At 68.6% G+C, this 22959-nt stretch carries 31 protein-coding genes; 24 read left to right on the top strand and 7 right to left on the bottom strand.

What is annotated here, in order from left to right; translation table 11 throughout:
• Window positions 1-32: 32 nt before the first annotated feature.
• On the top strand, window positions 33-689 hold the full coding sequence (locus AB0M82_RS28420) for a TetR/AcrR family transcriptional regulator (RefSeq protein WP_364727973.1): 657 nt from the start codon (window positions 33-35) through the stop codon (window positions 687-689).
• A gap of 5 nt (window positions 690-694) precedes the next feature.
• On the opposite strand, the gene AB0M82_RS28415 is transcribed toward AB0M82_RS28420, so the two are convergent.
• A complete protein-coding gene (locus tag AB0M82_RS28415; RefSeq protein WP_364727970.1) occupies window positions 695-970 on the bottom strand; it encodes a YggT family protein in 276 nt (91 codons plus the stop codon).
• Window positions 971-1037: 67 nt separating this feature from the next.
• On the bottom strand, window positions 1038-1928 hold the full coding sequence (locus tag AB0M82_RS28410) for an SDR family NAD(P)-dependent oxidoreductase (RefSeq protein ID WP_364727968.1): 891 nt from the start codon (window positions 1926-1928) through the stop codon (window positions 1038-1040).
• A gap of 77 nt (window positions 1929-2005) precedes the next feature.
• On the opposite strand from AB0M82_RS28410, the gene AB0M82_RS28405 reads away from it, so the two are divergent.
• On the top strand, window positions 2006-2575 hold the full coding sequence (locus AB0M82_RS28405) for a helix-turn-helix domain-containing protein (RefSeq protein WP_364727966.1): 570 nt from the start codon (window positions 2006-2008) through the stop codon (window positions 2573-2575).
• A 211-nt stretch (window positions 2576-2786) separates the two neighbouring features.
• Here AB0M82_RS28405 and AB0M82_RS28400 read toward each other — a convergent pair whose 3' ends face one another.
• The 3 genes from AB0M82_RS28400 to AB0M82_RS28390 all read right to left on the bottom strand — a co-directional run bounded on the left by AB0M82_RS28400 (window position 2787) and on the right by AB0M82_RS28390 (window position 6383).
• Complete coding sequence (locus AB0M82_RS28400; protein ID WP_364727965.1) at window positions 2787-4262, bottom strand: hypothetical protein; 1476 nt, start codon at window positions 4260-4262, stop codon at window positions 2787-2789.
• Window positions 4263-4281: 19 nt separating this feature from the next.
• A complete protein-coding gene (locus tag AB0M82_RS28395; protein WP_364727963.1) occupies window positions 4282-5775 on the bottom strand; it encodes a PKD domain-containing protein in 1494 nt (497 codons plus the stop codon).
• A 164-nt stretch (window positions 5776-5939) separates the two neighbouring features.
• The gene (locus AB0M82_RS28390) at window positions 5940-6383 is read right to left on the bottom strand and encodes a peptidase inhibitor family I36 protein (protein ID WP_364727962.1); all 444 of its coding nucleotides are present in this window, start codon (window positions 6381-6383) and stop codon (window positions 5940-5942) included.
• A gap of 1198 nt (window positions 6384-7581) precedes the next feature.
• On the opposite strand from AB0M82_RS28390, the gene AB0M82_RS28385 reads away from it, so the two are divergent.
• Complete coding sequence (locus AB0M82_RS28385; protein WP_364727959.1) at window positions 7582-8478, top strand: hypothetical protein; 897 nt, start codon at window positions 7582-7584, stop codon at window positions 8476-8478.
• 545 nt (window positions 8479-9023) lie between these two features.
• On the top strand, window positions 9024-9914 hold the full coding sequence (locus AB0M82_RS28380) for an aminoglycoside phosphotransferase family protein (protein ID WP_364727957.1): 891 nt from the start codon (window positions 9024-9026) through the stop codon (window positions 9912-9914).
• Here AB0M82_RS28380 and AB0M82_RS28375 read toward each other — a convergent pair.
• On the bottom strand, window positions 9874-11289 hold the full coding sequence (locus AB0M82_RS28375; protein ID WP_364727954.1) for an XRE family transcriptional regulator: 1416 nt from the start codon (window positions 11287-11289) through the stop codon (window positions 9874-9876). The two genes, AB0M82_RS28380 and AB0M82_RS28375, sit on opposite strands and share 41 nt — an antisense overlap.
• A 138-nt stretch (window positions 11290-11427) precedes the next feature.
• On the opposite strand from AB0M82_RS28375, the gene AB0M82_RS28370 reads away from it, so the two are divergent.
• On the top strand, window positions 11428-11628 hold the full coding sequence (locus AB0M82_RS28370; RefSeq protein ID WP_364727952.1) for a hypothetical protein: 201 nt from the start codon (window positions 11428-11430) through the stop codon (window positions 11626-11628).
• Here the strand turns inward: AB0M82_RS28370 and AB0M82_RS28365 are convergent.
• Window positions 11625-11972 (bottom strand): GntR family transcriptional regulator, encoded by a 348-nt coding sequence (locus AB0M82_RS28365; RefSeq protein ID WP_364727950.1) that lies wholly within the window; start codon window positions 11970-11972, stop codon window positions 11625-11627. The two genes, AB0M82_RS28370 and AB0M82_RS28365, sit on opposite strands and share 4 nt — an antisense overlap.
• A 113-nt stretch (window positions 11973-12085) precedes the next feature.
• On the opposite strand from AB0M82_RS28365, the gene AB0M82_RS28360 reads away from it, so the two are divergent.
• The 19 genes from AB0M82_RS28360 to ssb all read left to right on the top strand — a co-directional run.
• Window positions 12086-12397: a hypothetical protein gene (locus AB0M82_RS28360; protein WP_364727947.1), complete on the top strand. Its 312-nt coding sequence runs from the start codon at window positions 12086-12088 to the stop codon at window positions 12395-12397.
• Between the two features lies 1 nt (window position 12398).
• Complete coding sequence (locus tag AB0M82_RS28355) at window positions 12399-12896, top strand: hypothetical protein (protein ID WP_364727944.1); 498 nt, start codon at window positions 12399-12401, stop codon at window positions 12894-12896.
• A complete protein-coding gene (locus AB0M82_RS28350; protein ID WP_364727942.1) occupies window positions 12893-13129 on the top strand; it encodes a hypothetical protein in 237 nt (78 codons plus the stop codon). Before AB0M82_RS28355 ends, AB0M82_RS28350 begins: the two co-directional genes overlap by 4 nt.
• A 115-nt stretch (window positions 13130-13244) precedes the next feature.
• On the top strand, window positions 13245-13937 hold the full coding sequence (locus AB0M82_RS28345) for a hypothetical protein (RefSeq protein WP_364727940.1): 693 nt from the start codon (window positions 13245-13247) through the stop codon (window positions 13935-13937).
• 58 nt (window positions 13938-13995) lie between these two features.
• On the top strand, window positions 13996-14532 hold the full coding sequence (locus AB0M82_RS28340; protein ID WP_364727938.1) for an NUDIX hydrolase: 537 nt from the start codon (window positions 13996-13998) through the stop codon (window positions 14530-14532).
• The gene (locus tag AB0M82_RS28335; RefSeq protein ID WP_364727936.1) at window positions 14529-14918 is read left to right on the top strand and encodes an SsgA family sporulation/cell division regulator; all 390 of its coding nucleotides are present in this window, start codon (window positions 14529-14531) and stop codon (window positions 14916-14918) included. Before AB0M82_RS28340 ends, AB0M82_RS28335 begins: the two co-directional genes overlap by 4 nt.
• A 118-nt stretch (window positions 14919-15036) precedes the next feature.
• Window positions 15037-15189, top strand: coding sequence for a hypothetical protein (locus AB0M82_RS28330; protein WP_364727933.1), 153 nt, complete (start codon window positions 15037-15039; stop codon window positions 15187-15189).
• Window positions 15190-15216: 27 nt separating this feature from the next.
• Window positions 15217-15609 (top strand): hypothetical protein, encoded by a 393-nt coding sequence (locus tag AB0M82_RS28325; protein WP_364727930.1) that lies wholly within the window; start codon window positions 15217-15219, stop codon window positions 15607-15609.
• A gap of 2 nt (window positions 15610-15611) precedes the next feature.
• The gene (locus AB0M82_RS28320; protein ID WP_364727927.1) at window positions 15612-15779 is read left to right on the top strand and encodes a hypothetical protein; all 168 of its coding nucleotides are present in this window, start codon (window positions 15612-15614) and stop codon (window positions 15777-15779) included.
• On the top strand, window positions 15776-15985 hold the full coding sequence (locus tag AB0M82_RS28315) for a hypothetical protein (protein ID WP_364727925.1): 210 nt from the start codon (window positions 15776-15778) through the stop codon (window positions 15983-15985). The genes AB0M82_RS28320 and AB0M82_RS28315 overlap by 4 nt, the downstream gene beginning before the upstream one ends.
• On the top strand, window positions 15985-16350 hold the full coding sequence (locus tag AB0M82_RS28310; protein WP_364727923.1) for a hypothetical protein: 366 nt from the start codon (window positions 15985-15987) through the stop codon (window positions 16348-16350). Before AB0M82_RS28315 ends, AB0M82_RS28310 begins: the two co-directional genes overlap by 1 nt.
• A complete protein-coding gene (locus AB0M82_RS28305) occupies window positions 16343-16696 on the top strand; it encodes a hypothetical protein (protein ID WP_364727920.1) in 354 nt (117 codons plus the stop codon). The genes AB0M82_RS28310 and AB0M82_RS28305 overlap by 8 nt, the downstream gene beginning before the upstream one ends.
• Before the next feature lie 2 nt (window positions 16697-16698).
• Window positions 16699-17073 carry a conjugal transfer protein TraH gene (locus AB0M82_RS28300; protein WP_364727918.1) on the top strand — a complete coding sequence of 125 codons (375 nt, stop codon included), beginning with the start codon at window positions 16699-16701 and terminating at the stop codon, window positions 17071-17073.
• Window positions 17070-18383 carry a hypothetical protein gene (locus AB0M82_RS28295; protein ID WP_364727916.1) on the top strand — a complete coding sequence of 438 codons (1314 nt, stop codon included), beginning with the start codon at window positions 17070-17072 and terminating at the stop codon, window positions 18381-18383. The genes AB0M82_RS28300 and AB0M82_RS28295 overlap by 4 nt, the downstream gene beginning before the upstream one ends.
• Window positions 18384-18501: 118 nt before the next feature.
• Window positions 18502-20850 (top strand): ATP-binding protein, encoded by a 2349-nt coding sequence (locus AB0M82_RS28290; protein WP_364727914.1) that lies wholly within the window; start codon window positions 18502-18504, stop codon window positions 20848-20850.
• 415 nt (window positions 20851-21265) lie between these two features.
• Window positions 21266-21646, top strand: coding sequence for a hypothetical protein (locus AB0M82_RS28285; protein ID WP_364727911.1), 381 nt, complete (start codon window positions 21266-21268; stop codon window positions 21644-21646).
• Window positions 21643-21795: a hypothetical protein gene (locus AB0M82_RS28280; RefSeq protein WP_364727909.1), complete on the top strand. Its 153-nt coding sequence runs from the start codon at window positions 21643-21645 to the stop codon at window positions 21793-21795. Before AB0M82_RS28285 ends, AB0M82_RS28280 begins: the two co-directional genes overlap by 4 nt.
• Window positions 21792-22445: an HNH endonuclease family protein gene (locus AB0M82_RS28275; RefSeq protein WP_364727906.1), complete on the top strand. Its 654-nt coding sequence runs from the start codon at window positions 21792-21794 to the stop codon at window positions 22443-22445. Before AB0M82_RS28280 ends, AB0M82_RS28275 begins: the two co-directional genes overlap by 4 nt.
• Before the next feature lie 125 nt (window positions 22446-22570).
• Window positions 22571-22959: single-stranded DNA-binding protein (gene ssb / locus AB0M82_RS28270; RefSeq protein ID WP_364727903.1), on the top strand; the 389-nt coding region annotated here is incomplete at its 3' end.

Below are 22959 nucleotides of genomic sequence, written 5' to 3'. Positions count from 1 at the left end.
TGAGGCGCAGTTGCAGTCGCTAACATGGCGCGGTGGACCGCTCCGCCGCAGGCCGGATCCAGCAGGATGGCGAAGAGATCGTCGAGGTGCGCATCCTGAACGCGGCCGCACAAGTCATCGCCGAAGAGGGGTTCGGCCGGATGAAGATCGGCGGCGTCTGCGCCCGGTCCGGCTACGCGCGGGCGGTGATCTTCCAGCACTTCGGCGACAAGGACGGCCTCGGGCAGCGGCTCGTCGAGTACGCCGTCGAGGAGTTCACGAACGCCTACAGCGAGGCGGTCGCGGCCCGGACCGGAGCGGCCACCGCGACGCCGATCGACATGCTGCGCGCGTTGCTGGACATCATCTTCGAGCTGATCCGCACGATGCCGACGCTCAACCAGGCGTTCCTGGCGCTCTGGGGCGACGCGGCGGCGGAGAACTCGGCCCTGCGCGGCGCGCTGACGGAGGCCGACCGGCGGTTCCGGTTCGCCATCGCCCAGACCGTGGCCAGCGGCGTCGCGGACGGCTCCATCACCGGTGTCCGCGACGCCGACTCGTACGCGTCGGTGCTGCTCGCGCAGCTGCGGGGCCTCTCGATCCAGGCACTCGTCGACCCCGACGGCGTGGACCTGGGTGGCGTCCGCGCGGAGCTGGAGCGCGGCATCGACCGCCTGGCTGTCGGCTTCCGCGGCACCCTCGAGCCCTGAAGGCCCTAAAGGCTGAAGGCGATGGAGCGCAGCACGAGCACCGCGACGAACACCAGCGTGAACGCGAGATCGAGCGAAATCCCGCCGAGCCGCACGGGCCGCACCACCCGCCGCACGGGTCCGATCACCGGCTCGGTGGCCGCGTAGGCGAGCCCACGGGCCCGCCGCGCCCACGGCGGGCTGACGGTCACCATCCCGACCCAGTCCAGCACCATCCGCGCGACGAGCACGAGCATGTACAGGGTCAGCGCGAACCCGAGCAGTGTCCCTAGCGTTCCCATGGTCCCTCCCGATCTCACTACCCGGAGAACGCGCGGGCCGGCGGGGATAGTGCCGGGTCCGTCCGGTTCACAGCATTTCAACAGGTTCGAGCGCGCACAGCGCCCGCCAGAGTTCTTCCTCGCGGTCGTGGTCGTAGGACTCCGGTGAGGACCCGGCCGCCGCCCACCGGTCGACGTAGGCGCCGCTCTCGCCGGGACGCGGCCCGATCGCCGCGTCGGCGAGCAGCGCCCCGGCGCCGGCGGGGGACAGCGCGAGCGGGGTCGCGACGAGGGCGCGAAGCAGTGTGCGCGAGAGGAACCGCACCACCGGACCGGCGTCGCGGACGAGGCCGGTGCCGGGGACGTAACCGGGGTTGAAGGTGTAGACGTCGACGCCGTCCGGCAGCCGCCGGGCCAGCGCGTGCGCCAAGTAGACGACGGCGAGCTTGCTGGTCGAGTAGGCGGTGCGGCCGCCGGCGGCCGTCGGCGCTTCCGGGCGGGGGCGCGTGAGATCGGCGACGGGCTCCCAGCGCGGCGCGGGCACCATGCCGAGGTTGTGCCGCAGGTCGCCGAAGTGGGTGTCGCTGCCGACGAGCACGATCCGGGCCGGCGCGGTGAACCGGTTCCACAGCAGCCGCACGAACAGGTGGTTGGCCAGGACGTTCACCGCGAACGTCGGCTCGATGCCGTCTTCGGTGGCGTGGGCGCGGCTGGTCAGCTGCACTCCGGCGTTGCCGATGAAGCCGCTCAGGCGGTGTCCGCTCAGCATGGCGGCGGCGGCCCGGATGGACCGCGTCGAGGCGAGGTCGCACGGCAACGCCGTCACATTCGGGTTTCCGGTGCTCTCGGCCAGCTCGGCGGCGAGCTCGCCGCCGCGGGTGGTCACGACGAGCCGGACGTCCGGCCGCTCCCGGAGGATCTTCTCGGCCGCGGCCCGCCCCAGTCCCCGGCTCGCGCCCGTCATCAGCAGGGTCTCCATCGCCGCCTCCTCGAACTTGATACCAACTGGTACTCGGTACCATACGGAATCCGGTGCGGTCTCGCTAGGATGGGGCGATGACACTGCGCGAACGCAAGAAGCGCCGGGCCCAGGAGGCGATCGTCGACGCGGCCTATGCCCTGTTCGCCGAGCGCGGCTTCGCGGACGTGACGGTCACGGAGATCGCCGAGCGGGCGGAGGTCGGCCGCACGACGTTCTTCCGCTACTTCGGCGACAAGCGGGAAGTCCTCTTCGTCGAGGAGCAGAACCTCCTCGACGCGCTGCTCGCCGATGCGACGCCGGTGGCGAAGGCGCCGACGTTCCGCGAGGCACTGGAGCTGGGCCGGGCGGCGGTCGGCGCGATGTGCCGGATGGTGACGGCGGACCGGGAGCGCTACCGGCTGCACGAAAAGCTGGTGGCGGAGAACGAAGAACTCCACGACCGCAGCGAGCGGAAGCTGCTGAACCTGACCGAAGCGATGGCGAACCGGCTGACCGCGCAGGGCATGCCGGCGGCCGAGGCCGCGCTGGTGGCGCACGTGGGGCTGGCGTGCTTCCGCGCGGGCCGGGCCGTCGCGGGCGACGACCCGGCGGCGCTGGAACCCTCGGTGGACAACGCGTTCGCGGTGCTGTCACGGGCTCGCTGAGCCCGGCGGGTCCAGCGGACGTAGTTCGCCCGCCGGGCCGTGGCCAGTACCTTCGCCGCGTCAGCGCTGCTGAGCCGCCACGCCTCGACCTTGGTCCTGACCTGGCGCAGCAGAGGCCGGAGGGCCGCTCGCCGAAGAAGATGCCTCCGATGTGCTGGAAATCCTGGACAAAGCTCCGCCGGGGCCGGCCGGAGGAGAAGTGTTGCCCGGGTCAGCTCATGCTGATCGCGGTCTTCGCGCGGACCGCGGTCGAGGCCAGGAGTTCGTTGTCCTCGGAGCGGGAGTCGCCGGGGTAGAAGTCCTCGATGTTCGCGACCGCCTTGAACGACGTCTTGCCCGCCGCGACGTCCGCCGCCGTGTAGGTGAAGGCGAAGGGGAACACCACCTTGCGGCCCGCGGCCGCGGGAACCCACTGCTTGAGCCGCCCGATCTCCTGGTAGTAGCCCTGTTCGCCCAGCCGGTACAGCGTGACCGTGACCGTCTCGTCGTGGCGGGTGTTCGCGACCGACACCTTGATCGGCTTGGTCTCGCCGGCCCGTGCCGTGGCCGGCACGACGAAGTCCGAAAGCGACACGTCGTGCGTGTCGACCTTCAGCGTGCTGAAGCCGGTGCCGGTCCGTCCGTCGGCGGTCGCCCCGGTCACCTCGACCCGGTAGTTCCCGTCCGCGGCGTACCGGTGCTGGATGGGAGCGCCGGTGATGGGGGCCGACCCGCCGTCACCGAAGCGCACCTCGCCACTGACGAAGTCCCGGCCGAGGCTGTCGCCCGCGTAGGGGGCCAGGGTGACATCGGTGTACACCGAAGGGTTGTTGGGCTGCGCGCCGACCCACGGCGACAGCGGCGGCGCCGTGGCGAGCCGAATGTCGAACAGGGACGCGGCTTCGGGGTCGTCGGCGACGCGGATCTGGTACGTCTGCCCGGCGACCGCCGTGAACACGGCGTACCGGCGGTCGCCGGAGGCCACGCAGTCCACCTCGGACAGGGAGTCCGGCGTAGTGCCCCGGTACACGGTGATTCCCGGGCCCCAGTCGAACATCGCCAGCACGCTCACCGACCGGGTGCGATCCGGCGTGAACCGGAACCACACGGACCGGTCGGCGTCCGGGTCGCAGCCCGGCCTGACCTCGCCGGGCTCGGCCGAGGCCACGGTCAGGTCGCCGGAGTACTCCCCGGGCACCGCGGCCGCCGCGCTCGCCGCGAAGTCGTCGTTCTGCGCCGCCGGCATGGTGGTGAACTCCACCGCCAGGTCGGACTGGTTGTACTGCTGGGCGAACATGACGTGGTAGGTCGTGCCGGCGGTGGCGTTGAACGTCGCGTAGCCGGGGAAGCCCCACGTCGTGCAGGCGCCCGGCACCTGGGTGAGGGCGCCGCGGTCACCGGTGTAGACCGCGACGAACGGCCGGGAACTGCCGGTGCTGGACGGCGCCACGCGGACGATCGCGTCGGCGGGCGCGGTGTAGTCGTACCAGACGCTCCACGTGGTGTAGGTGCCGCACGGCGTGGGGTCGTCGGACGCCTTCGTCGACTCCTGGACGTCCTGGTTCGCTTTGAACGGCAATGCGGTGACGGCGGTGGCGGAGCCGAAATCGTCGTTGGACGGTGCGGCCGCATGGGCGACACCAGGTGCCAGCAACGCGGCTGTGATGACCGCGAGGCCGGCTGTCAACGGGCGGATGGACAGCTTCATGGTGTTCCCCTGGGGGTGGTCAGACGGCGACGATGCGCGTGGCGGGCGGCTTGACGGTCGTGGCGAGGGAGATCGCCTCGTTGTCGCCCGGGCGGGCGTCGGTCGACGGGTACTGCAGCTGGACCTCCGCGCGGAACGCGACCTTCCCGGAGAGCGCGTCGTCGGGGCTGAAGGTGTAGGAGAAGGGGAACCGGACCTTGCCGGTGGCCCGCGCGGGCACCTGCAGGGTCAGCCTGCCGACCTCGCTCCAGTAGGCCGTCGACCGCTTGGACAGCACGACGGTCACCGTTTCGGTGTACCGCGTGTTGGTCACGTCCACGGAGATCGGCTTGCTGTCCCCCTGCCGCGCCGACGACGGGACGGTGAACTTGGAGATCCCGACGTCGTGCGTGGTCACCGTGACCGGCTCGGTCACCGTCGCGGTGCGCCCGTCCGGGGACGTCGCGTGGAGCGTGACGGGGTAGACGCCGTCGGCCGCGTAGCGGTGGTGCACGGTCTCGGCGCCGACCGGGGCCGTCGTGCCGTCGCCGAAGTCCCACGTGCCGCCCAACGGCAGGTCGATGGAGTTCCACGACGACGCGGAGAAACTGACGTTGTCGAACACCGTCGGGGACGACGGGTACACGGACACGTCCGGAGCCAGCGGCGGCGTCTCCTCCAGGGAAAACTGGAAGGGCCCGTAGCTGTGGTGCGCCCCGGTGACGCGGATGGCGTAGCCGATGCCGGGACTCGCGGGGAACATGGCCGGGCGGAAGGAGTTGCTTCCCGCGCAGGCGACCTGGGTCAGCTCCGGCAGCGAGTTCCCGGTATAGACGGTGACGGCGGCGTCGGTGCCCTCGATCCGCGCGGTGACCGAGCGCGCCGCGTCCGACGTCCGGTAGGAGTACCAGACCGAGGGAGCGCCTTCGTCGTCCACGCAGCTCGACTCCGGTTCGCCGGTTTCGGTCGACGCGACCGAGAGGTCCGGGCGGCGGGTGAACGGCAGGGCGGTCGCCGGCTCGGCGTCCGCGAAGCCGTCGTTGACCGCCGGCGCGATCGTGTCGAGTGTGAACGACAGCGCGCCACCGGGAGCCTCGATGCCGGAGACCTGGAAGAAGTAGGTCGTCCCCGCCGTCGCGCGGAACGTGACGACCGAGTCGGTCCCGTAGTCGCAGGCGTCGGCCACGCCCTGCAGCCGGCCGCGCAGGCCGGTGTTCACGGCCAGGAGCGTCCGGTGGTCACTGCCCGCCGTGGTGGCGCGCAGCAGCCCGTCCTGGGTCGCGGTGTACTGGAACCAGACCGTTCCGGCCGCGGCGTACCCCTGGCACCAGATCGGGTCGTCGGGTGCCTTGGTGGCCGCGCCCGTGTCCTCGTGCACGGTGAACGGCAGGGAGGTGATGGCCACGGAACTGTCGAAGTCGTCGTTGGCCGGAGGCGCCGCAGCTTGCGCCACGCCCGGGACCACGGTGGCCAGCGCCGCGGTCAGCACGCTGACCACGGCGATCCGGCCGCGTGATCGTAGTGAAAACAGCACGGGATTGATCCCCTCGAAAACTGCCTCCGCCCCCATGACGAAGATCCCTGCCGGGCGTATCGGCGGCGTTCCGTTCCGCGTCACCGACTTCGCGGTAATTACGCCGGATGACGCAAGGGGGTGGACCTTTCGGCTCTTGCCCGTCCCGGAAGCGGGCGTGCGGTTTACCGCAGGACCAGAGGGCACACAGCGTCGCCGCCACGTACATCCCAAATGTCCGCTTTGTCGTTCACCCCTTTGTATTGGGAGAGATCCACGTAGTCCTGGTAGGGCTGCACGTGCACGATCAAGTTCGCGCCCCAGAAATGGTCGTCGTAAACGCAGATCGTCCGGTTGCCGTTGTTGATGATCGACGAAAGCTCGTTCCGTCGGTTGCCGCTGGCAGAGGGCGGGTCGCCGAAGTCGCCTTCGCTGGTCGAGTTGTAGTTCAGGTGCCAGCCGGCATAGTGGGCGTGTTCGTAGAAACAGTAGTAACCGGCGGGGCACGGAGGTGTCGGAGCCGCGGAAGCAGCAGGTGCTCCGACGAGCGCGGCGGTCGCCGCGAGCCCCACTGTCACCAGTACTTTGACAATCCCCTTGCGCACTTTGGAGCCATTCTTTCCGGACATCCGCTTCCCTCTCATTGCCTACTGTCGAATCGACGTCTCCGCCGTCTGAACACCCCTCCCACGCCTGGCACACGGCCGCGGTTTAGGCCGGGCGGCCACTCGTAAGGGCGAACTCACGACTTCGAGATCGATGCCACCAAGTCGGCCGGCCAGACTGAGTGGCTCGGCGAGCGACAATGAATTCGGCCGTCGGCCGCTCGCCGTGGATCCGGTCGTGGCCCGCCGGGAGGACGCGAATCGGCCCCTGCCGCGTTCTCGCTGGTAGGGGCTGGCTCTGCGTGTTCAGGAAGTGTGCCCTCGGCAGGGCTACCAAAGGATGGGAACGGGGCTGACCAGGGACTAAACGTCGGCACGTTGGTGGTCGAGGCGAGCATTGAGCTTTCCGGTTCAGGCGGGGGCGGCAGGTCGAGACTGCGCTTGGCACCCCGGCGCGGTGAGCGCACACGCATCGCACACAGACGCCCGGATTTGGCCGTAGTCCGCCGGGGTTGGCCGGGTAAGACGCGAATCGGCCCCTACCGCGTTCTCGCTGGTAGAGGCCGGTTTTGCGTGTTCAGGAAGTGTGCCCTCGGCAGGATTCGAACCTGCGACACCTGCCTCCGGAGGGCTAGATACGATCGCGTCCCTGTAGATGCTCTGACCTGCGAATACGCGTTCGGTAGCACGCACTGGTTTGGGTGTTTGGGAACGTATTGGGCGCACAGCGGTGGATTGGGGAGCGGTGAAGACGCCTGAGCGCCCTGAGAGCCAACCTCGCTCGCCAGTAGGCGATGTTGAAGCGGGCGGCGAGGGTGTCGGGGTGGTCGGGGCCGAGTACCCGCAGGTAGTCGGTGAGGAGTTCCTCGTCTGCTGCTGTGCGCCGAGCTGCTGGCTAGGCTCCGTGACATGAATCACATCGTAGTTGCAGAGGCTGTCCAGGACGTCCGCAGTAAGGGCGGACATCTCCCCAGGCGTGCGCCCGCTGGCGTTTCGCACGCCTCGGAGCAAGGAGCCAACCGCACCGCCTGCGGGCGCTCAATCGAGGGTCTACACCCGTTCGCCGAACTGATCTTCGAGAACTTCAGCATGGGAAATCGGTGTCACAACTGCACCAGCGCCTTGAAGGCGAGTGATTGACGTCAACGATGCGGCTACGCTGGGACAACCTGTTCGACGGTGGTCCCGGCATTGCCGTGGCTGAGGGAGAGGGCTGAGCTTGATGTTGCTGCCTCTTGAAGATGTTGCTGATGAGCCAGCTGGGCGCCTGTATGCAGTGCTGTCGTTGTTCCATGGTTTGGATGGACAAAATACTCTTGGCTCCTGGTGGGGGGTCATCGCCGGGCATGTTGCGACCGGCGGGGACGCAGTGTCGGTGCGTGCTGAAGTGGCTGCATTACTCGGCGATGTTGAACGCAACGTCTACTCGCTGTCACATAAGCGTCACAATCAGCAGGCGTTGCTGCGGAGGCGTGATGAATGGGCAAAGCCGATCTTCGGGTTTGGCGTGAACGATTCCCATCCGTACACGTCCGAAGTGTTCATTTCCGAGGCTGCGCTCGACTCTCTGTCAGCGCTCTCGTCAATCCTTAAACTTGCGGTTCCGGAACATGGTCCGCGCAGGGAAGCAGACATCGTTGCGACTCTCGACGAGGTCTATGATATGTTAGGGCGCCTAAAATTAGAGGTTGCGAATGCTCCAGATATTCCCGAGGTTGCCCGCGTTCGGATCACCCAGCAGCTAATGGTAATTCTTGAGAGAATTACCTATGTTCGCCTACGAGGGTTCTCGTCATTGGTCAGCGTGGTGCAGAATGCCGCGATTCAAGTTGAGATCGTCGCGGAGCGGACAATTGCTGAGAGATCGGCAACGAAAAGTGTGCTCGGATGGCTGGGGGCGCTTCACGAGATTATCCGCAAGATTGAACTTATTGCTGTGCCTCCCTTTGTGGGAGTAGCGACTGGCATTGCGTCTCGGAGTCTGGAAACTGGATTAGCCTCAGGAGCGGCCGCTCGCATTGGCCTTGAATCTCTAAAAAAGGTTGAGAAGCCGAAAGAAATTGAAGCTGGGAAGAACAATGGTCAATCTCAATTGGATTCCCCGCCAAGCGAGGGTTGATTGACGGGCCATATGCTCGTCGTATGGGATCCGAGGAGGCTCAAGAAAACGCTGCGGAGACAGTGGCTCGTCTCGTGGCGACTACCGCTGAGGTGCGGCGAGAAGGCGAACGCCGGACATGGTGGTCGGTGCTTGCTGGGCGCGTACGCAGGCGGCCAGACCCGACAGGCTCCGGTGCCTCGTGGCGCGATGGCCCTTCGTCTGAACGATCCGGTTGGCGGGAGAGGGCGGCCACCATCCATGGGGAGCCTGTCTTCGCCGTCGACTACGTCGTCTGTGCTGACTGCGGTCTGGGCTGGGTTGAGCAACCCTTCACGACCCCGGAGTACCAGCGACGAGGGCTAGCGCGAGCAGCGCTTGAGGAGTTGCGCAGAGAGCATCCTGGGCTGTCCTGGCACACGCTTGGGGGGCACTTGTCGGACTCGCGCGGTTTCTGGCTCGCCCTTGCCGACGACGTGGCCGGCGGCTATCGACGGGAGCCGCCGTGCAGGCACCTTGAATCTCGATAGTGTTGTGACCGCTCTCGAACCGCAAGGAGGCGACACATGAGTCAGGCTGAGGGTTTGACCGAAGAGTCGGCACGCGAGGTCGCCGACGCTGCCTGTAAAAAGGCTGGTGTTGACGGGCGAGATGCCGAGCTGATCCGGATTGGCTCCAACGCGGTGTTCCGGCTCCGGGGTCACATCATTCTTCGCATTGGACGCGAACAGCGTGGCTTTGAGGACGCCCGTCAACAGGTCGACGTGGCGCGCTGGCTGGCAACCGAAAACTATCCCGCGAATCGGGCGGTCGACATTCCTCAGCCAGTCGACGCGTCTGGCTATCCTGCCACGTTCTGGAAGTCGGTGTCCGAAAAGGAAGAGTACGCCTCGATTGTGCAGGTGGCTGAACTCATTCGCGATCTTCATCGCTTGCATGCTCCCGAGAGTCTTGGCTTGAGGCTGAAACAGCCGTTCGTCGAGATCGAAGATCGATTGGACAGTTCTCGCAGCCTTGGTCGAGATGACGCAGAATTCTTGCGGCGGCGACTTGCGGAATTAAAGGACAGCTACGACGAGTTGGCTTTTTCATTGCCCCAGGGTGTAATCCATGGCGATGCGAACGTGGGCAACGTCATTCTTTCGAGAGATGGCAAACCCTGTCTGATAGACCTGGACAGCTTCTGTGTCGGTCCACGTGAGTGGGATTTAGTGCAGACCGCTCTTTTTTATGAACGGTTTGGATGGCATTCGGCCGAAGAGTATCGAAAGTTTGTGGACGTGTACGGTTTCGACATCATGAACTGGAGTGGCTACGAAACGTTAGCAAGCTATCGAGAGATCGCGATGACTCTTTGGCTCGCTGGGAAGACGACAGGCAAGGCTGCGCAAGAGGTCCGGAAACGTGTTGCTGCGATCAGGACAGGTGGAGACCGGCGCGACTGGGCGCCCTTTTAGCGTCCTGCGGTGTCCACAGTCGGGCTGAGGTCACCCTCTCTAGAAATTCCTTGGACTCGGAACTTTTGCCGACTTTGGTGAGGCGCGTACGGAATTCGTTGACGTACGCGCTGCACCGAGCAGACTTCAACGACTCGCCGATCTCGATGGCTTTTAGCGCGACATCGCAAGCCTGCGTCACGTCGCCCCCGTCGAGGTGGGAGTCAGCAAGAACCATTGTGGCGAAAAAGTCGCTTCGCACGTAGCCGCTTGGCGTTGGCCCCAGGGATTGTGCGGCATAAGTGACGCCGTCGCTTGAGCGACCGAGGTCCCGGTTGCAGTGTCCAAGCTCGGCGGCCAGTTCTGCCTCGTTGAAATATGAGAACCAGTCGGCTGGGTCGTTTTCAGGGTCGCGCCTCTCGAACTCCTTGACAGCCGCTGCCATTGCCCGGTCGCACCCGGCCGAGTCGCCGAGTCTCGCGAGTGCCCTCGCTTCCATTGCATGGAAATGGGCGGCGGCGCTGGCGGATCCCGAAAGAGTAGTTCCCATGCGGGCCGTCCTTGCCAGATTGGCTGCTTCCTTGTAGCGGCCGAGAAAAGTGGCCTGATGGCTCATGGCGTCAAGTACGCTGGCGCCCAAAAGGCGATCATTGGCGCTCTCTGAAATCCTCAATGCTTGAATGAAGTATCGTTGCGCCAGCCCGTGTATACCGGCGTCATAGGACATCCAAGCTCCGAGGAGGGCGGCCTGCGTTGCTGCTTTGAACAACTCATTTCGAAGAGAGTCGTTTTGCGTATGGCCTGCGAGGAGTCCGACAAGGTCAGTTCTTAAGAATTCAATTAGGGCACTCCTGGCGTGACCGCCGCCGTGTTCGCCGTCGAGCGCGTCGAACATCTCGGTCGTTTTCTTGATGCCCCTGATGTCAGCTTCACCTACTTTGCGCTTGCCTGTATCGCTCAGGACGTCATCGCGCGTAGTAACGAGCCACGACAAGGCTGCTTCGTTCCAAGCGGCAGCATTCGCTGGTGCATCAAGCAAATTCGACATGCCGTCGATATCGGCCTGCCATAACCGCGCGACAGACCTGACGCTATCTGCAAGCTGATCCGGATAGTCGAGTCCGATGTCAGGTCGGAGTTTCTGTGCCTTGCCAAAGCCGATCTCATCCACGCCAATGCGGCGGCCAAGTCGATGTCCAAGTGCGCTGGCTATGGCAGTTCGGGTCTTGGCATCGCGCGGCACCATCCCGTCGAGCCACCGGCGAACGTACGTGTGGGTGTACGTCTTGCCAGCCTGGTCGCCGACAGCGCGAGCGAAGACCTTCAGGCCCACACTCCCGTCCTCGCGAAGGTAGCCAGCCTCCAGCATTAGAGCCTCTAGCCGGTCGTTGCCCACCCGCTGACCTCCACCTTCGACTGTGCCCCACTGTACGAGTGTGCCCCCTAGTGTGCCCTGTTCGGGCAGCTCAGGGGGCTGTTTCATGGAGTCATCAACATCAACCAGGCCGGACGGCCAAGGCGCTTAGGAGACGCGATGTCCAAGAACCCGTTCAACCTGAAGACCGGCGGCGGAATCCTGAAAAAGGTGGTCGGCGCGGTGATCGTCCTGGCGGTTCTCGCCCTGGTGATCAAGCATCCCCACGACGCGGCTGGCATGGTGAACACGGCCAAAGATCAAGGAGACGGTGTGATCGACAGCGTGGTCGAGTTCTTCCGCGGCCTGGGACATGGCTAGGACTGGCCGGCCTCCGACCGCCCCACGGACTTCTGTAGTGCTGCGACCTGGGCCTCAAGCTCTTGGACGCGTGTTGCCAACTCACGCAATGTGGGAGTGCGTTCGACTTCGTCCCAGGCACTGCTGACATAGGTTCCCAGTGAACTGCGCGACACGGCCCAGCCCTGTTCAACGAGCAGGCGCACAGCTTTTTGTGCGGTCATGATCGCAACGTTGTAGGTGCTCGCAAGCTCGCGACTTGATGGCAACTTCGCGCCCTTGGCGAGGTCTCCATTGACAATCCGCTTTCGAAGTTGATCCGCGATGGACTCAAAAGGAGCCATCTGCGCAGGGTCAGTCTTCATGACTCAAGTCTAGCCACGGTCGGTCTATGCCGACCTAGTTCACTCGAATGGCCGATGGTGACCTAGGTCGGCACATGGTGGACTATTCACACAACGACGAAGGGATCAACCCGATGAGGAATGCACACCCGAGCCGCCGCCAGGTCGAGATGGCCGCGGTTGGCCTGGACTTCGATTACTTCGCCGACACGACCGGCCTGGCTGGTGACGGGCTCGCGGGGGAGGACTTCGGCGGGGTGGCCGAGCTGTTCGCGGAGATCGCGGAGATCGACGCGGTGGTGGCCGAGCTGGAGCTGATCGAGGCGGAGCTGCTGGAGCACGAGGTGCGTGAGGCGTCGGGGGCCGAGGAGATGGCCCGGGTGATCAAGCTCCGATTGAGCGAAATCGCTGGAACCCGCGCGATGGACCTGGGGGAGGTGGCCTGAGATGGCGATCTCGACGGTTCGAGGGCTGGCGCTGTTCGCGGCGTTGCAGGCGACGTTCGCCGACATCCACCCGCTGTGTGACCAGTGGTTGCAGTCCAACGAGGACGCGGCCGGGAAGGGGCTGCCGGGACGGGAGGGTGCGAAGCACTGCGCCCGGCACGTCGCGAGCTACACGGCGGGGCAGGTGGGTGCGGCGGTGGTGGTGACGCGGGTGCTGGGGTTCCGGGTGCCGCTGCGGGCGCTGGCTGCGGGTGCGGCGGTCAACGCGGTCACGCACTACGTGATCGATCGCCGGGAGCCGCTGATGGCGCTGGCGCGGCTGGCGGGGAAGCAGGGCTACGTCGAGCACGCGACGGTGCAGCGCCGCGACGGTGTGGTGGATGTCGCCGGGCCGGGGACCGCGCTGACTGAGCTGGACCAGGCCGCGCACCGCGCCATCGGGGTGGCCGCGTCGCTGGTCACCACCTGGATCGCACTGCGTTGCGGGAGGCAGTCATGACTGATCGCCTGTTTGTTCCGGCGGTGTTCGCGCACGTGCTGGCCACGATGCCGCCTGCGTCGGCGACGCCGTGGGAGCGGGAGCACTGGCTGGACGTCGCGTACAGCACCGTGCGGAGCGAGTTCGACGGCCCGCACGGCATGGAGGCGATGCGCCTGGCCCGGGTTTTCCTGACGGCGCTGGACGCCACCCGCGAAGAGATCAAGAACAGCGCCCCGGCCCTCGCGGCCTGACCAGCACCACCCGCGTTTCCCGCGCAGTTTCCGCGCACCGATTCCTGATTTCCGCATTCGTCCCGGGGCACCGCCATGCCTGCTCCCGGCTCCGTCCCGCACGAAAGGACCGCTCATGTCTCGCACGCTGACCACCCCGGTTGCGGCCCGGTTCCGCGACCTGGCCGACACCCTGACCCGCAACGCCGCGCTGCTGAGCACCGCCGGGCTGCCGGAGATCGTGACGGGTGTCCGGGCGACGGTCTACGGCGATGTCGCGGCGCAGCTGCGGTTGCTGGCCGAGGCCGAGCCCGCGGCGGCCGAGGGGAACCCGCTGGTGCTGGTTCGCGAGGACGGCACGGCTGTGGTGGCGCGCCGGTTCGAGAGGCTGGCAGGGCTGCTGGCCGCCAACGCTCGGGTCCTGACCCGCGGCACCCGTGACGCGGTGATGCACCGCCGCGCCGGGGTCTACCGCGACGTCGCGGCGCAGGTCCGGTTGCTGGCCGAGGCCGAGCGGGAGGTCGCGGTGGCGTCCCGGCCGCACACCAGCCGGCCGCCGCTGTCCAACCTCGCCGGGCCGTGCCCGGTCGCGGCGAAGGCTGCCGTGCGGGCACCGCGGGTGCGGCCGGAGTTCCTGGAGGCCTTGGTGGCCGCGATCGCCAAGCGCCGCGGTCAGGGCTGGTCGGTGGCGCGGCTGACGCTGTGGCTGCGCACCACGCTGCGGGACCCGCAGACCGACGCGGTGCACCCGTGTGCGGAGCGCTCGTTCGTCTCCTACGTCACCGGCCTGCTGGCTGGCTCGCCGGTTCGCCAGCTGCGCGCCGCCTGATCCACCCAACCCCCTGATCGCCTCTCTGCCAGCTCTCTTTCCTGAAAGGACAGTGGATATGTCGTTGATTGGTTCGCTCGCCGCGAAGGTCGCCGCCCGCTTCGATGACCGCGCCCCGGTGTTCTACGCCGCGGACATGGTCACGTTCACCCTGCGGGGCGGGGTCTGGCACGTGCTGGTGATCCAGCGGGGCTGGAACCCGCACAAGGGCAAGCTCGCCCTCCCCGGCGGTCACGTCGATGCGGGAGAAACCTCGCGGGAGGCGGCGGTGCGGGAGCTGGCCGAGGAAACCGGCGTCACGGTGCCGGAGTCCGCGTTCGTGCACCAGGTCGGAGTGTTCGACGCTCCCGGCCGCGACGCCCGGGGCCGCTACGTGTCGGTCGCCTACGCCGTGGTGCTGCCGGATGAGGCACCGGATCCGGTCGCGGCCGACGACGCCATGGCGGCGGAATGGATGCCGGTGCGGGTGGCGGTCAAGGTGGCCCGGGCAGGCGGGTTCGCGTTCGACCACGACCGCATCCTCGCCGCGGCGATCACCGCGTTCAACCTGCCTCGGACGCTGCGCACGCACCTGGGCCGGGGGGAGGAGTCGTGACGCAGATTCGGTTTCCCTTCTCCGTCCGGTTCTACGGACGGACGACGATCGAGGGTTTCTGGGAGTACAACACCGCCGACCCGTGGGCGATCGTGCTGCACCTGGACGGGCAACGGTGGATGTTCGCCCGGGAGCTGCTGCGCGCCGGGCTCGCCGAACCCGCCGGGGACGGGGATGTGCAGGTCATGCCTGACACCGGCGGCAATCCGATGCTGCTGGTGGTGTGGCTGGAGTCGCCGTCGGGGGTGGCGCGGCTGCCGGTGGCCCGCGACACCGTGCGGTCGCTGCTGGAAGCCTCCTACGCCCTGGTCCCGGCCGGCTGTGAGGCCGAGGGCATCGACTGGGACCGCGAGTGGGCACGCCTCGCCGACGACCCCGCCGCCTGACTCCTCCGGAGCCACCTCGTACGGCCCGCTGATCACACCACAGGCGGCGGAAACGGCCGCCGCGCAACAGAAGCGCCAACGCCCTGAATTCGAGTCCGGAAAGGACGCGTGATCCGTCATGCCCGAAAACACCATCCCCGCCGCGCTTGCTGGTGCCCGGCCGTGCGCGAAGGGCAACCCGCCGTGCATCGGCTGCGGGTGGCCGACCAACGCCAACGGCAACTGCTTCAACGACAGCTGCTGGAACTCCAACGGCAACCGTCACAAGTAGCCCGCCCCGAGAAGCCGGGAGACTGTCATGACCGACCACAGCGGATCGGGCCTGTTCGGCCCGATCACCGATGTCGACCGCCGCCGCTGGCAGATCCGCGCTCACGCGGTCCTGGCCACGGTGCTGCACAACGCGAACCGGGCCGGGCTGGTGCCGCTGGTGTGGCGGGTCGGCACCGGTCAGCTCCTCGGCGAGGTCGCCACGACCGGCCTGACCGGGCAGGAAGTCCGCGACATCTACACCGCCTGGGCCGACTTCCTCGACCTGTCCAACCGCCGCGAGCACACCAGCAGCGACGGGATGCACCTGACCGCGTTCGGGGAGGTGCCCGAACGCGGGTACCGGCTCGGCCGGCCGGTCGGGATCACCGCCCACATCTACCCCGACGACGACACCGACCCGATCACCGAGGAGTGCTGACCATGAGTCGCAGGAACCACACCGCCAGCAGCAACGCGGGCCGCAGCAGCGGTAGCCAGCCGGTCGTGATCGTGCCCAACGGCAAGAGCAAGTGCATCTTCTGCGGGACCGTTCTGCCCAACGGCGGATCGTCGTGCACGCCGTGCGCCCGGGAGGCGGTCGGCCGATGACTGGACCCGAGCACTACATGGAAGCTGAGCGTCTGCTGGCGAAGTACGGCAACGGCTACGTCCTTCCCGAGACCGCGGGCAAGCTCGCCGCGGCGCAGGTGCACGCCACGCTGGCGCTGGCGGCGGCCACCGCCGACTCCGGCGCCGAGCAGATGAACGACGTCGCCTTCGAGGCGTGGCACAAGGTCTCGCGGGGGCCGCGGTGATGTCCACGGCAGACACCGCCGCAGCCCACGACGCGGCGGCCACGGTGCTGCTGCTGCGCCGGTTGGTGGAGCGCAACGGCACGTGGGTGCTGTGCAAGGTTTTCGCCGCGGTCGTGGTGTGGCTGGGGCTGCACCTGACCCGCGCCGTGCTGGTGCTGATCGTGCGGCTGCTGACCGGGGTGATGGCCCGCGCCGACCGCTACGCCAGCACGCAGGTGCTGACCCCGCCGACGGGGCGGGTCAACCACTACTTCGACGGCCACAACGCCACCGACTACGACCCGCACTACTTCGAGCACACCGCCCCCGCGGCCGGCCACGGCCCGCCGGGAGCGCGGATGCATTGGGAGGCAGCACATGCGTGAACTCAACGACAACCACAACGGCGCCGCCGCAACGCCCGAGGCGTTCGTGCATCCGGCCGAGCTGGCCGCGCTGATCGACGAGAGCGCCAGCGTGCTGCCCGGGATTCTGCTGGGCACCGGCGCGTTCACGGTGCTGGCCTGGTTCACCGGCACCGTCGCCTGGCTGAACACGCTCGCGGTGGTGCTGGCGATCGTGCTGGGCCTGCGGGGGCTGTGGCACGTGGTGTTCCTGGTCCGGGCGGCGCTGCGGTTCCGCGACGAACTCGCCATGGCGGTCGAGCAGGCCGAGGAAACCGCCGCGCTGGCCCGCTTCCTCGCGAGCATCGATCCCCGGGAGGGGTGGTGAGGATGACCCGAGACACGCCCCAGCGCGACCGGTCCTGCCGGACCCGGCAGGAGACGGCGGTGGCCTGGTGCGGCTCGCACGTGATCGAGCTGGCCGGGGTGGGGGTGCCGCTGATCGGCGGAGTGGTGTTCACGCCGTGGCTGGACCTGCTCTCCGCCGTCGTGGCGGCGCTGTGGGTGCGGCACGAGGTGCTGGTGCACCGCCGCACTGCCGCCGCCCGCAAGGCGCGCGCCACGGTGCTGGGCACCATCCCGGTCGCCCGCCTCACCGACGGCACACCCGACACCGACACGACGACCCCGGCCGCCCCGGCCGGGACCGAACCCGCCCCCGCGGATGAGGCGGTGGCGCGGAACCGACGGGAGGTGACCCGATGAGCTACCGCAGCGAGAAAGCCGAGATCGCCCGACTGGACAAGGAAAGCGAGGCCCGCCGGGCGCGGGAGGACCGGGAGCAGCGGTTCGAACAGCAACTGGAGCTGGCCCGGCTCCAGCTGGACAACACCCGCCAGGACAAGGCCGACGCCAAGGCGGACAGGAAGGAAACGCGGGAGCGCTGGGGCGCCCGGTTCAAGGCCGTGCGGACGTGGGCGGGCGCGCACATCGTGGACCTGCTGATCTACCCGCTGATGGTGTTCTCGGCCGCGATCGCGGTTCCGTCGGCGGCGCACTGGGGCGCGGCTCACCTCGGGGAGACCGGCGCGTTGCTGCCGATCCTGTCCGAGTGGGGCATGGTCGCGTTCTCGATCGCGGTGCACGTCTCCCGGGTCCGCACACCGGAGCGTCCGGTGTGGGCGTTGCAGACCGGGACGTGGGTGTTCGCCGCCATCGGGTTCGTCATCGCCGTCCTCCGCGGCGCCACCACGCCCGAGGGCGGCGGCTGGGACCTCGGGTTCGTGATGGGCCTGGTCTCGATCGCCGGGGTTGCCGCGCACCAGCTGGTGTCGGCGGCGCCCCGGCGGAGCCCGGCCGAGCAGGCCATGCGCAAGCTGGCGCGGCAGGAACTGGCCGAGCAGCGCGCGGAGCTGGCCACCCGCAAGGTCGCCGCCGCCCGCGTCGACAAGGCCCGCCGCGCGGCGATCGCGCACGCGGTGGCCGAGATCGACACCGACGGCACCGCCCGGCTGGTGTTCGCACCGGGCCGCTACCGGTTGCGGCGCGGGAAGCTGCACCCGGCCGCGGTGGCCGGCCTGCCGGTCGCCCCCGCCCCGGATGGCGAGATCGGCAGCACGCTGGCGGATGAGGCCGCCGCCTACCTCGCGGGGCTGCACTTCCGTCGCCTCACCGACAGCGCCGCGGACGGGTCGGGGCAGCAGACGACCCCGTCCGGCGAGGGGGAGGGGCCGGGCGGGGTCGCCACTCTCGACCCTACGCAGCCGGACGGGTCGACGGCCATCGCCGATGAGGGTGACACCGACGGGTCCGGCGAGTCCGGGTTTGGGCGGGCGGTTCCGGCGCGGCGCAAGTCCGCCGGCCGCCGGTCGGCGCGCGCCACGATTCCCGAGCCGAAGCGGCGGACGTTCGAGGAGCTGACCGCCGAGTTCGACGCGGCGGTCAAGGCTCCGCCCGCGGGGTTCGACCCGACGAACGCGGAGTCCATCCGCCGGACGCTCAAGTGCGGCAAGGCCCCGGCCACGAAGTTGCGCAACCAGTTCATCGCCGACCGCCCGACGGGCGGGAGCGACTAGACCCACCGCACTCGCGGGGCAGGGTCGGACCCACCCTGCCCCGGAGACCGGGGTACCGGTGGGTTCGGTCCTGCCCCGCGTGGTGCACCAGTCCACGCACGAAAGGCCCACCACCGCCATGAACCCCACCGACCACGACGACCACCCCGAGTCCACCACTCAACCCGTCACCGAGTCCACGACCGGACCCGTCTGCGAGTCCGCCGGGTCGGCGGGGGACCTGGCCACCGTCCACCACCTGCCCGGCCGCTCCGACCAGCACCAGTCCAGCCCCGGCAGCGCGGTCGAGTCCGCCCGCGAGGTGATCGAGGGGGAGATCGTCACCGATGAGGAATGGGCGCTGCTGACCGACCAGAAGGCCCGCCGGGACGCCCGCTACGCCGGGTACAAGGCGGACCTGACCGCGGCGGCGCGCAAGACGGTGACCGTCGCCAAGGGCGGCACCGGACTGGCCAGGTCCAAGGGCGGACCCGCGGTGCGGTTCGCCCACCGGCACGTGGCGATCATCGCCAAGGGCGCGGAGGCCGAGCGGCAGCGCCGCAAGGCCGAGAAGGGCCAGACCGACGCCCGCGCCGCCCGGCGGGCCGCCCTGGAGAAGAACGAACTCGACCGGGTGGCGGAGCTGAACAAGCAGATCACCGAGCAGCGCAAGATCGCCGCGGAGGCGGCGAAGCTGCGGTTCGAACTCGGCTGGGCAGTCACCCAGAAGACCGCGCTGGTTCTGGTGATCCTGCTCGGCATCAGCATGGTGGCCGGGATCGTCAACGGCTTCGGTGGGTGGTTCGGGAACTGGAACCTCACCGATGTGCTGCGCACCATCGGCACCATCTTCACCACCGGCGCCGCGGTCGTGACCTGGAGCGTGCTGCACATCTGGCTGTTCGGGCTGGCCACCGCGGGGGTGTGGGCGTTCCGCCGCTGGAAGGACGGCAAAGCCCTCGGGGAGCACGTGCTGCCGGAGAACCTGCGCACCAGCACCTCCGCCCGGGTCGCCTACCTGGAGCTGACGGAGAACGCGCTGATCACGGCCCTGGCCAACCTGGGCAACGCCAAGCTCAACGGCCACATCAAGGCCGGCTGGCCCAACCGGGACACCGACCACCCGTGGGTGCGCCCGCCGATGCTGGCCGAGGGCGGCCGGGGCTACTCGGCCAAGCTGCGCCTGCCGATGGGCGCATCGGTGGCCGACATCCGCCGGGCGAACGAGCTGCTGGCCCACAACCTCGGGTGCCTGCCTCAGGAGCTGTTCATCGACGCTGACCCGGACGACCCGACGGTGATGGACCTGTTCCGGCTGGAACCGGGGGTCCTGCGCGAGCCGGTGGAGGCGTATCCGCTGCTCACCGACGGTTCGACGGACTTCTTCGCCGGGTTCCCGGTCGGGATGTCCCCGCGCGGGTCGGTGGTGGAGACCACGGTGAACGAACGGAACTTCGTGTTCTCCGGAACCATGGGATCGGGCAAGACCACGATGATCCTCGCCCTGCTCGCGGGCGCGGCGCTGGATCCGCTGGTGGACATCGACGTGTTCGTCTTCGCCGACAACAACGACTTCACCCCGCTGGAGCCGGTGCTGTCCACCTACGTCAAGGGCGACACCCCCGAGAACGTCGAAGCGTGCCTGGACCACATCAAGAATCTGCACGCTGACCTGGCCAAACGCGGTGACCTGTTGGTCAAGCACGGGGTGAAGGAGGTCAACCGGGAGGTCGCGGCGAAGGAACCGGGGCTCCGGCCGCGGATCGTGGTCATCGACGAGTGCCAGAGCTTCTTCCGTCAGGGCGAGCCCAAGGAGCGGGCTGACCTGATCGACTGGGTGGTCCGGTTCTACTCCGCGGCCCGCAAGTACGGGGTGGTGCTGGTGTTCGCCACCCCGGTCCCGTCGGACAAGTCGCTGCCGCGGGATTTGGTGTCGGTGACCAGCAACAAAGCCTGCGGGGCGATCGGGGACAAGACCCGCAACAACGTCGTGCTCGGGGACAAGGCCCACGAGAACGGCATCTCCGCCCTCGGGTTGAAGCCCAAGACGAAGGACGCCCTCAACGATGCGGGCACCCTGGTCACCGTGGGGTTCATGGACAGCCCCGGGGTGGTGCGGTCGTTCTACCTCAACGGTGACCAGCTCGGGGCGATTGCCCAGCGTGGGGCCGAAATGCGCGGTGGGGCCACCACGCCGGCCACCCCGGCTGGGCCGGTGGAACGCGACATCATCGCCGACCTGGCCACGGTCATGACCGGTGACGACGCGGTCAACGCCGGGGACCTGGTCGGGGCGCTGCGCAACCTCGCCCCGGGCTACAAGCCGTACAAGGCGCTCACCAAGACGAAGCTGGTGGCGCTGCTGCGCGAGGAGTACGGGCTGAAAATCCCGTCGACGGACAACCTCTACCCCGTCGACCCGATCACTGTGCGTCAACTCCACGTGGGCCGCACCGCCCTGCTGGAACAGGGCTACGACCAGGTCTGAATTACGACCGCCGCCGGGTCGCCGAACCCCGGATTCGCGGGGTTCGGCGACCCGGCCACGGCCACAGGCTAGCCCGTAATTTCCGTCATTTCCGCTGATCAGCCCGGATTACGGCCCCGGATCGGCCCGAATTACCGATGTAATCCGCCCTCGGGGGCGTAATCCGCTCCGTAATCCCGGTTTCCCGGCTCTCCGCAGCCCTGTCACGCCCACCCGTCATCACACACAGTCATGCTGCACCCGCCAGTTGCTGCGCACCGGCGAGCTGCCCGCCAGCTACTTCAGCTAGCCCTCTTCGCCCGCCCGGGTTTCCGGCGGGCACCCGCCCCCACCCCCGCAGACGTCGCCGGACCGGCGGCCGGCCTTGTCATGCCCTGCCGGTCCGGCGACACCCACCCCATGTCGAGGAGACGCGATGTTCCTGCCTGCCCCGGATCTGTCCATCACCGATGTGTACGCGTGCCTGCGCGTGCACACCCCGACCGTGCTCACCGATCCCACCGGTGCGATCTTCGCCGTCGGCGTGACCCGCCCGGCGGTCGCGGCGTCGATGATCCGCGCCGCCGCGCCGGGGCTGGAGCTGCCGGTCCCGGACCGGGCCGACGCGCAGACTTTCCGGCTGCGCTGGTTCGCCTACACCCACCCCGGCCAGCCCGGTGATCCCGTGCTCCGCCCGGCCGCCCCGGGCGAGGACGGCGCGTTCCCGGTGGTGATCTGGCGGGCCGCCGACCAGGCCCGCGCCCGCGCCACCCGCGACGCCGCCCGCGCCCTGGCCGTGATGGGGGTGGCCGCGTGAGCACCCCGGCCGACCCGCCCCAGGGCCGCAACCGCGACAACGCCGACATGGCCCGGCCCGGTGGCACCCACGACGCCGTCCAACGTGGACAGGAAGCCGTCAACGACGCCTGGGTCGCCCACCGCCGCGCCGAACGGAGCCGCCGATGAACCGCGGCACGCTCACCGCCCTCGCGCTGGCCGCCGCTGTGGCGACCACCCCGGCCGGATGCCAACACCCGAGGATCGGCAGCGGGGGACCTGCCGCCGACGGCGGCGGCACCCCGGCCACCGCCCGGATCGACGTCGCGGCCGTGCGCGGCCAGCTGGCCGCACTGCCCGTCGCAGCGGAGGACACCGGCAACCACTACCGGCGCGACGACTGGCCGCACTGGGACCGCGTGGCCGGGGAGTGCGACGCCCGGGAGAATGCGCTGCGCACCCAAGGCCGTGGCGTGACCACCGGCGCGGGCTGCCGGATCACCAGCGGCACGTGGGTGTCCCCGTATGACGGGGTCACGGTCACCACTCCCGGCCCGCTGGACATCGACCATATGGTGCCGCTGGCCGAGGCCGCCCGCTCCGGCACCCGCAGCTGGTCGCGGGCCGAGCGGGAGCGCTACGCCAACGACCCGGCCGTCCTGATCGCGGTCACGGCGACGTCCAACCGCGCCAAGGGCGACCAGGACCCCGCCCGCTGGCTGCCTGCGCTCGACCGGTGCGGCTACGTCGCCCGCTGGACCGCGGTCAAGCACACCTACCGCATGACCGTCGACAAGCGCGAGCGCGCCGCCATCACCGCCGTGCTCAACCACTGCTGACCCCGGCCGACACCGCCGCACCACCACAACCGCAGACCGCGCACACCAACCCGTGCGAACGCATCCCGCCCCGGCCACCCGGCCGGGGCGCGTTCGTGCCTGCCCAACGAATGGAGTGATTTGTGATGGCTGGACTTCCCGAGATCACGATGGCCGGGACCCTGACCGGTGACCCGGAGATGCGGTTCACCCCCTCCGGGGCGGGGGTGTGTTCGTTCACCCTGGTCGCCAACGATCGCCGGTTCGACAAGGACGCCGGGGAGTGGCGCGACGCCGGGGCGACGTTCCTGCGCTGCACCGTGTGGCGCCGCCAGGCCGAGAACGTCGCCGACTGCCGCAAGGGTGACCGGCTGATGGTCGTCGGTGAGTTGAAGCAGTCGGAGTGGGAGGACAAGCAGACCGGCGCCAAGCGCTACGGCTTCGACGTCCAGGTGCGGGAGGCCGCGCTGTCGATGCTGTGGCACCCCGCCAAGTCCGCCCGCCCGGACCGCGCCACCGGCGACGGCGGTTCCGG

Source organism: Amycolatopsis sp. NPDC051128, assembly GCF_040682715.1.
GTDB lineage: Bacteria > Actinomycetota > Actinomycetes > Mycobacteriales > Pseudonocardiaceae > Amycolatopsis.
This window is presented reverse-complemented; position numbering and strand designations above follow the sequence as displayed.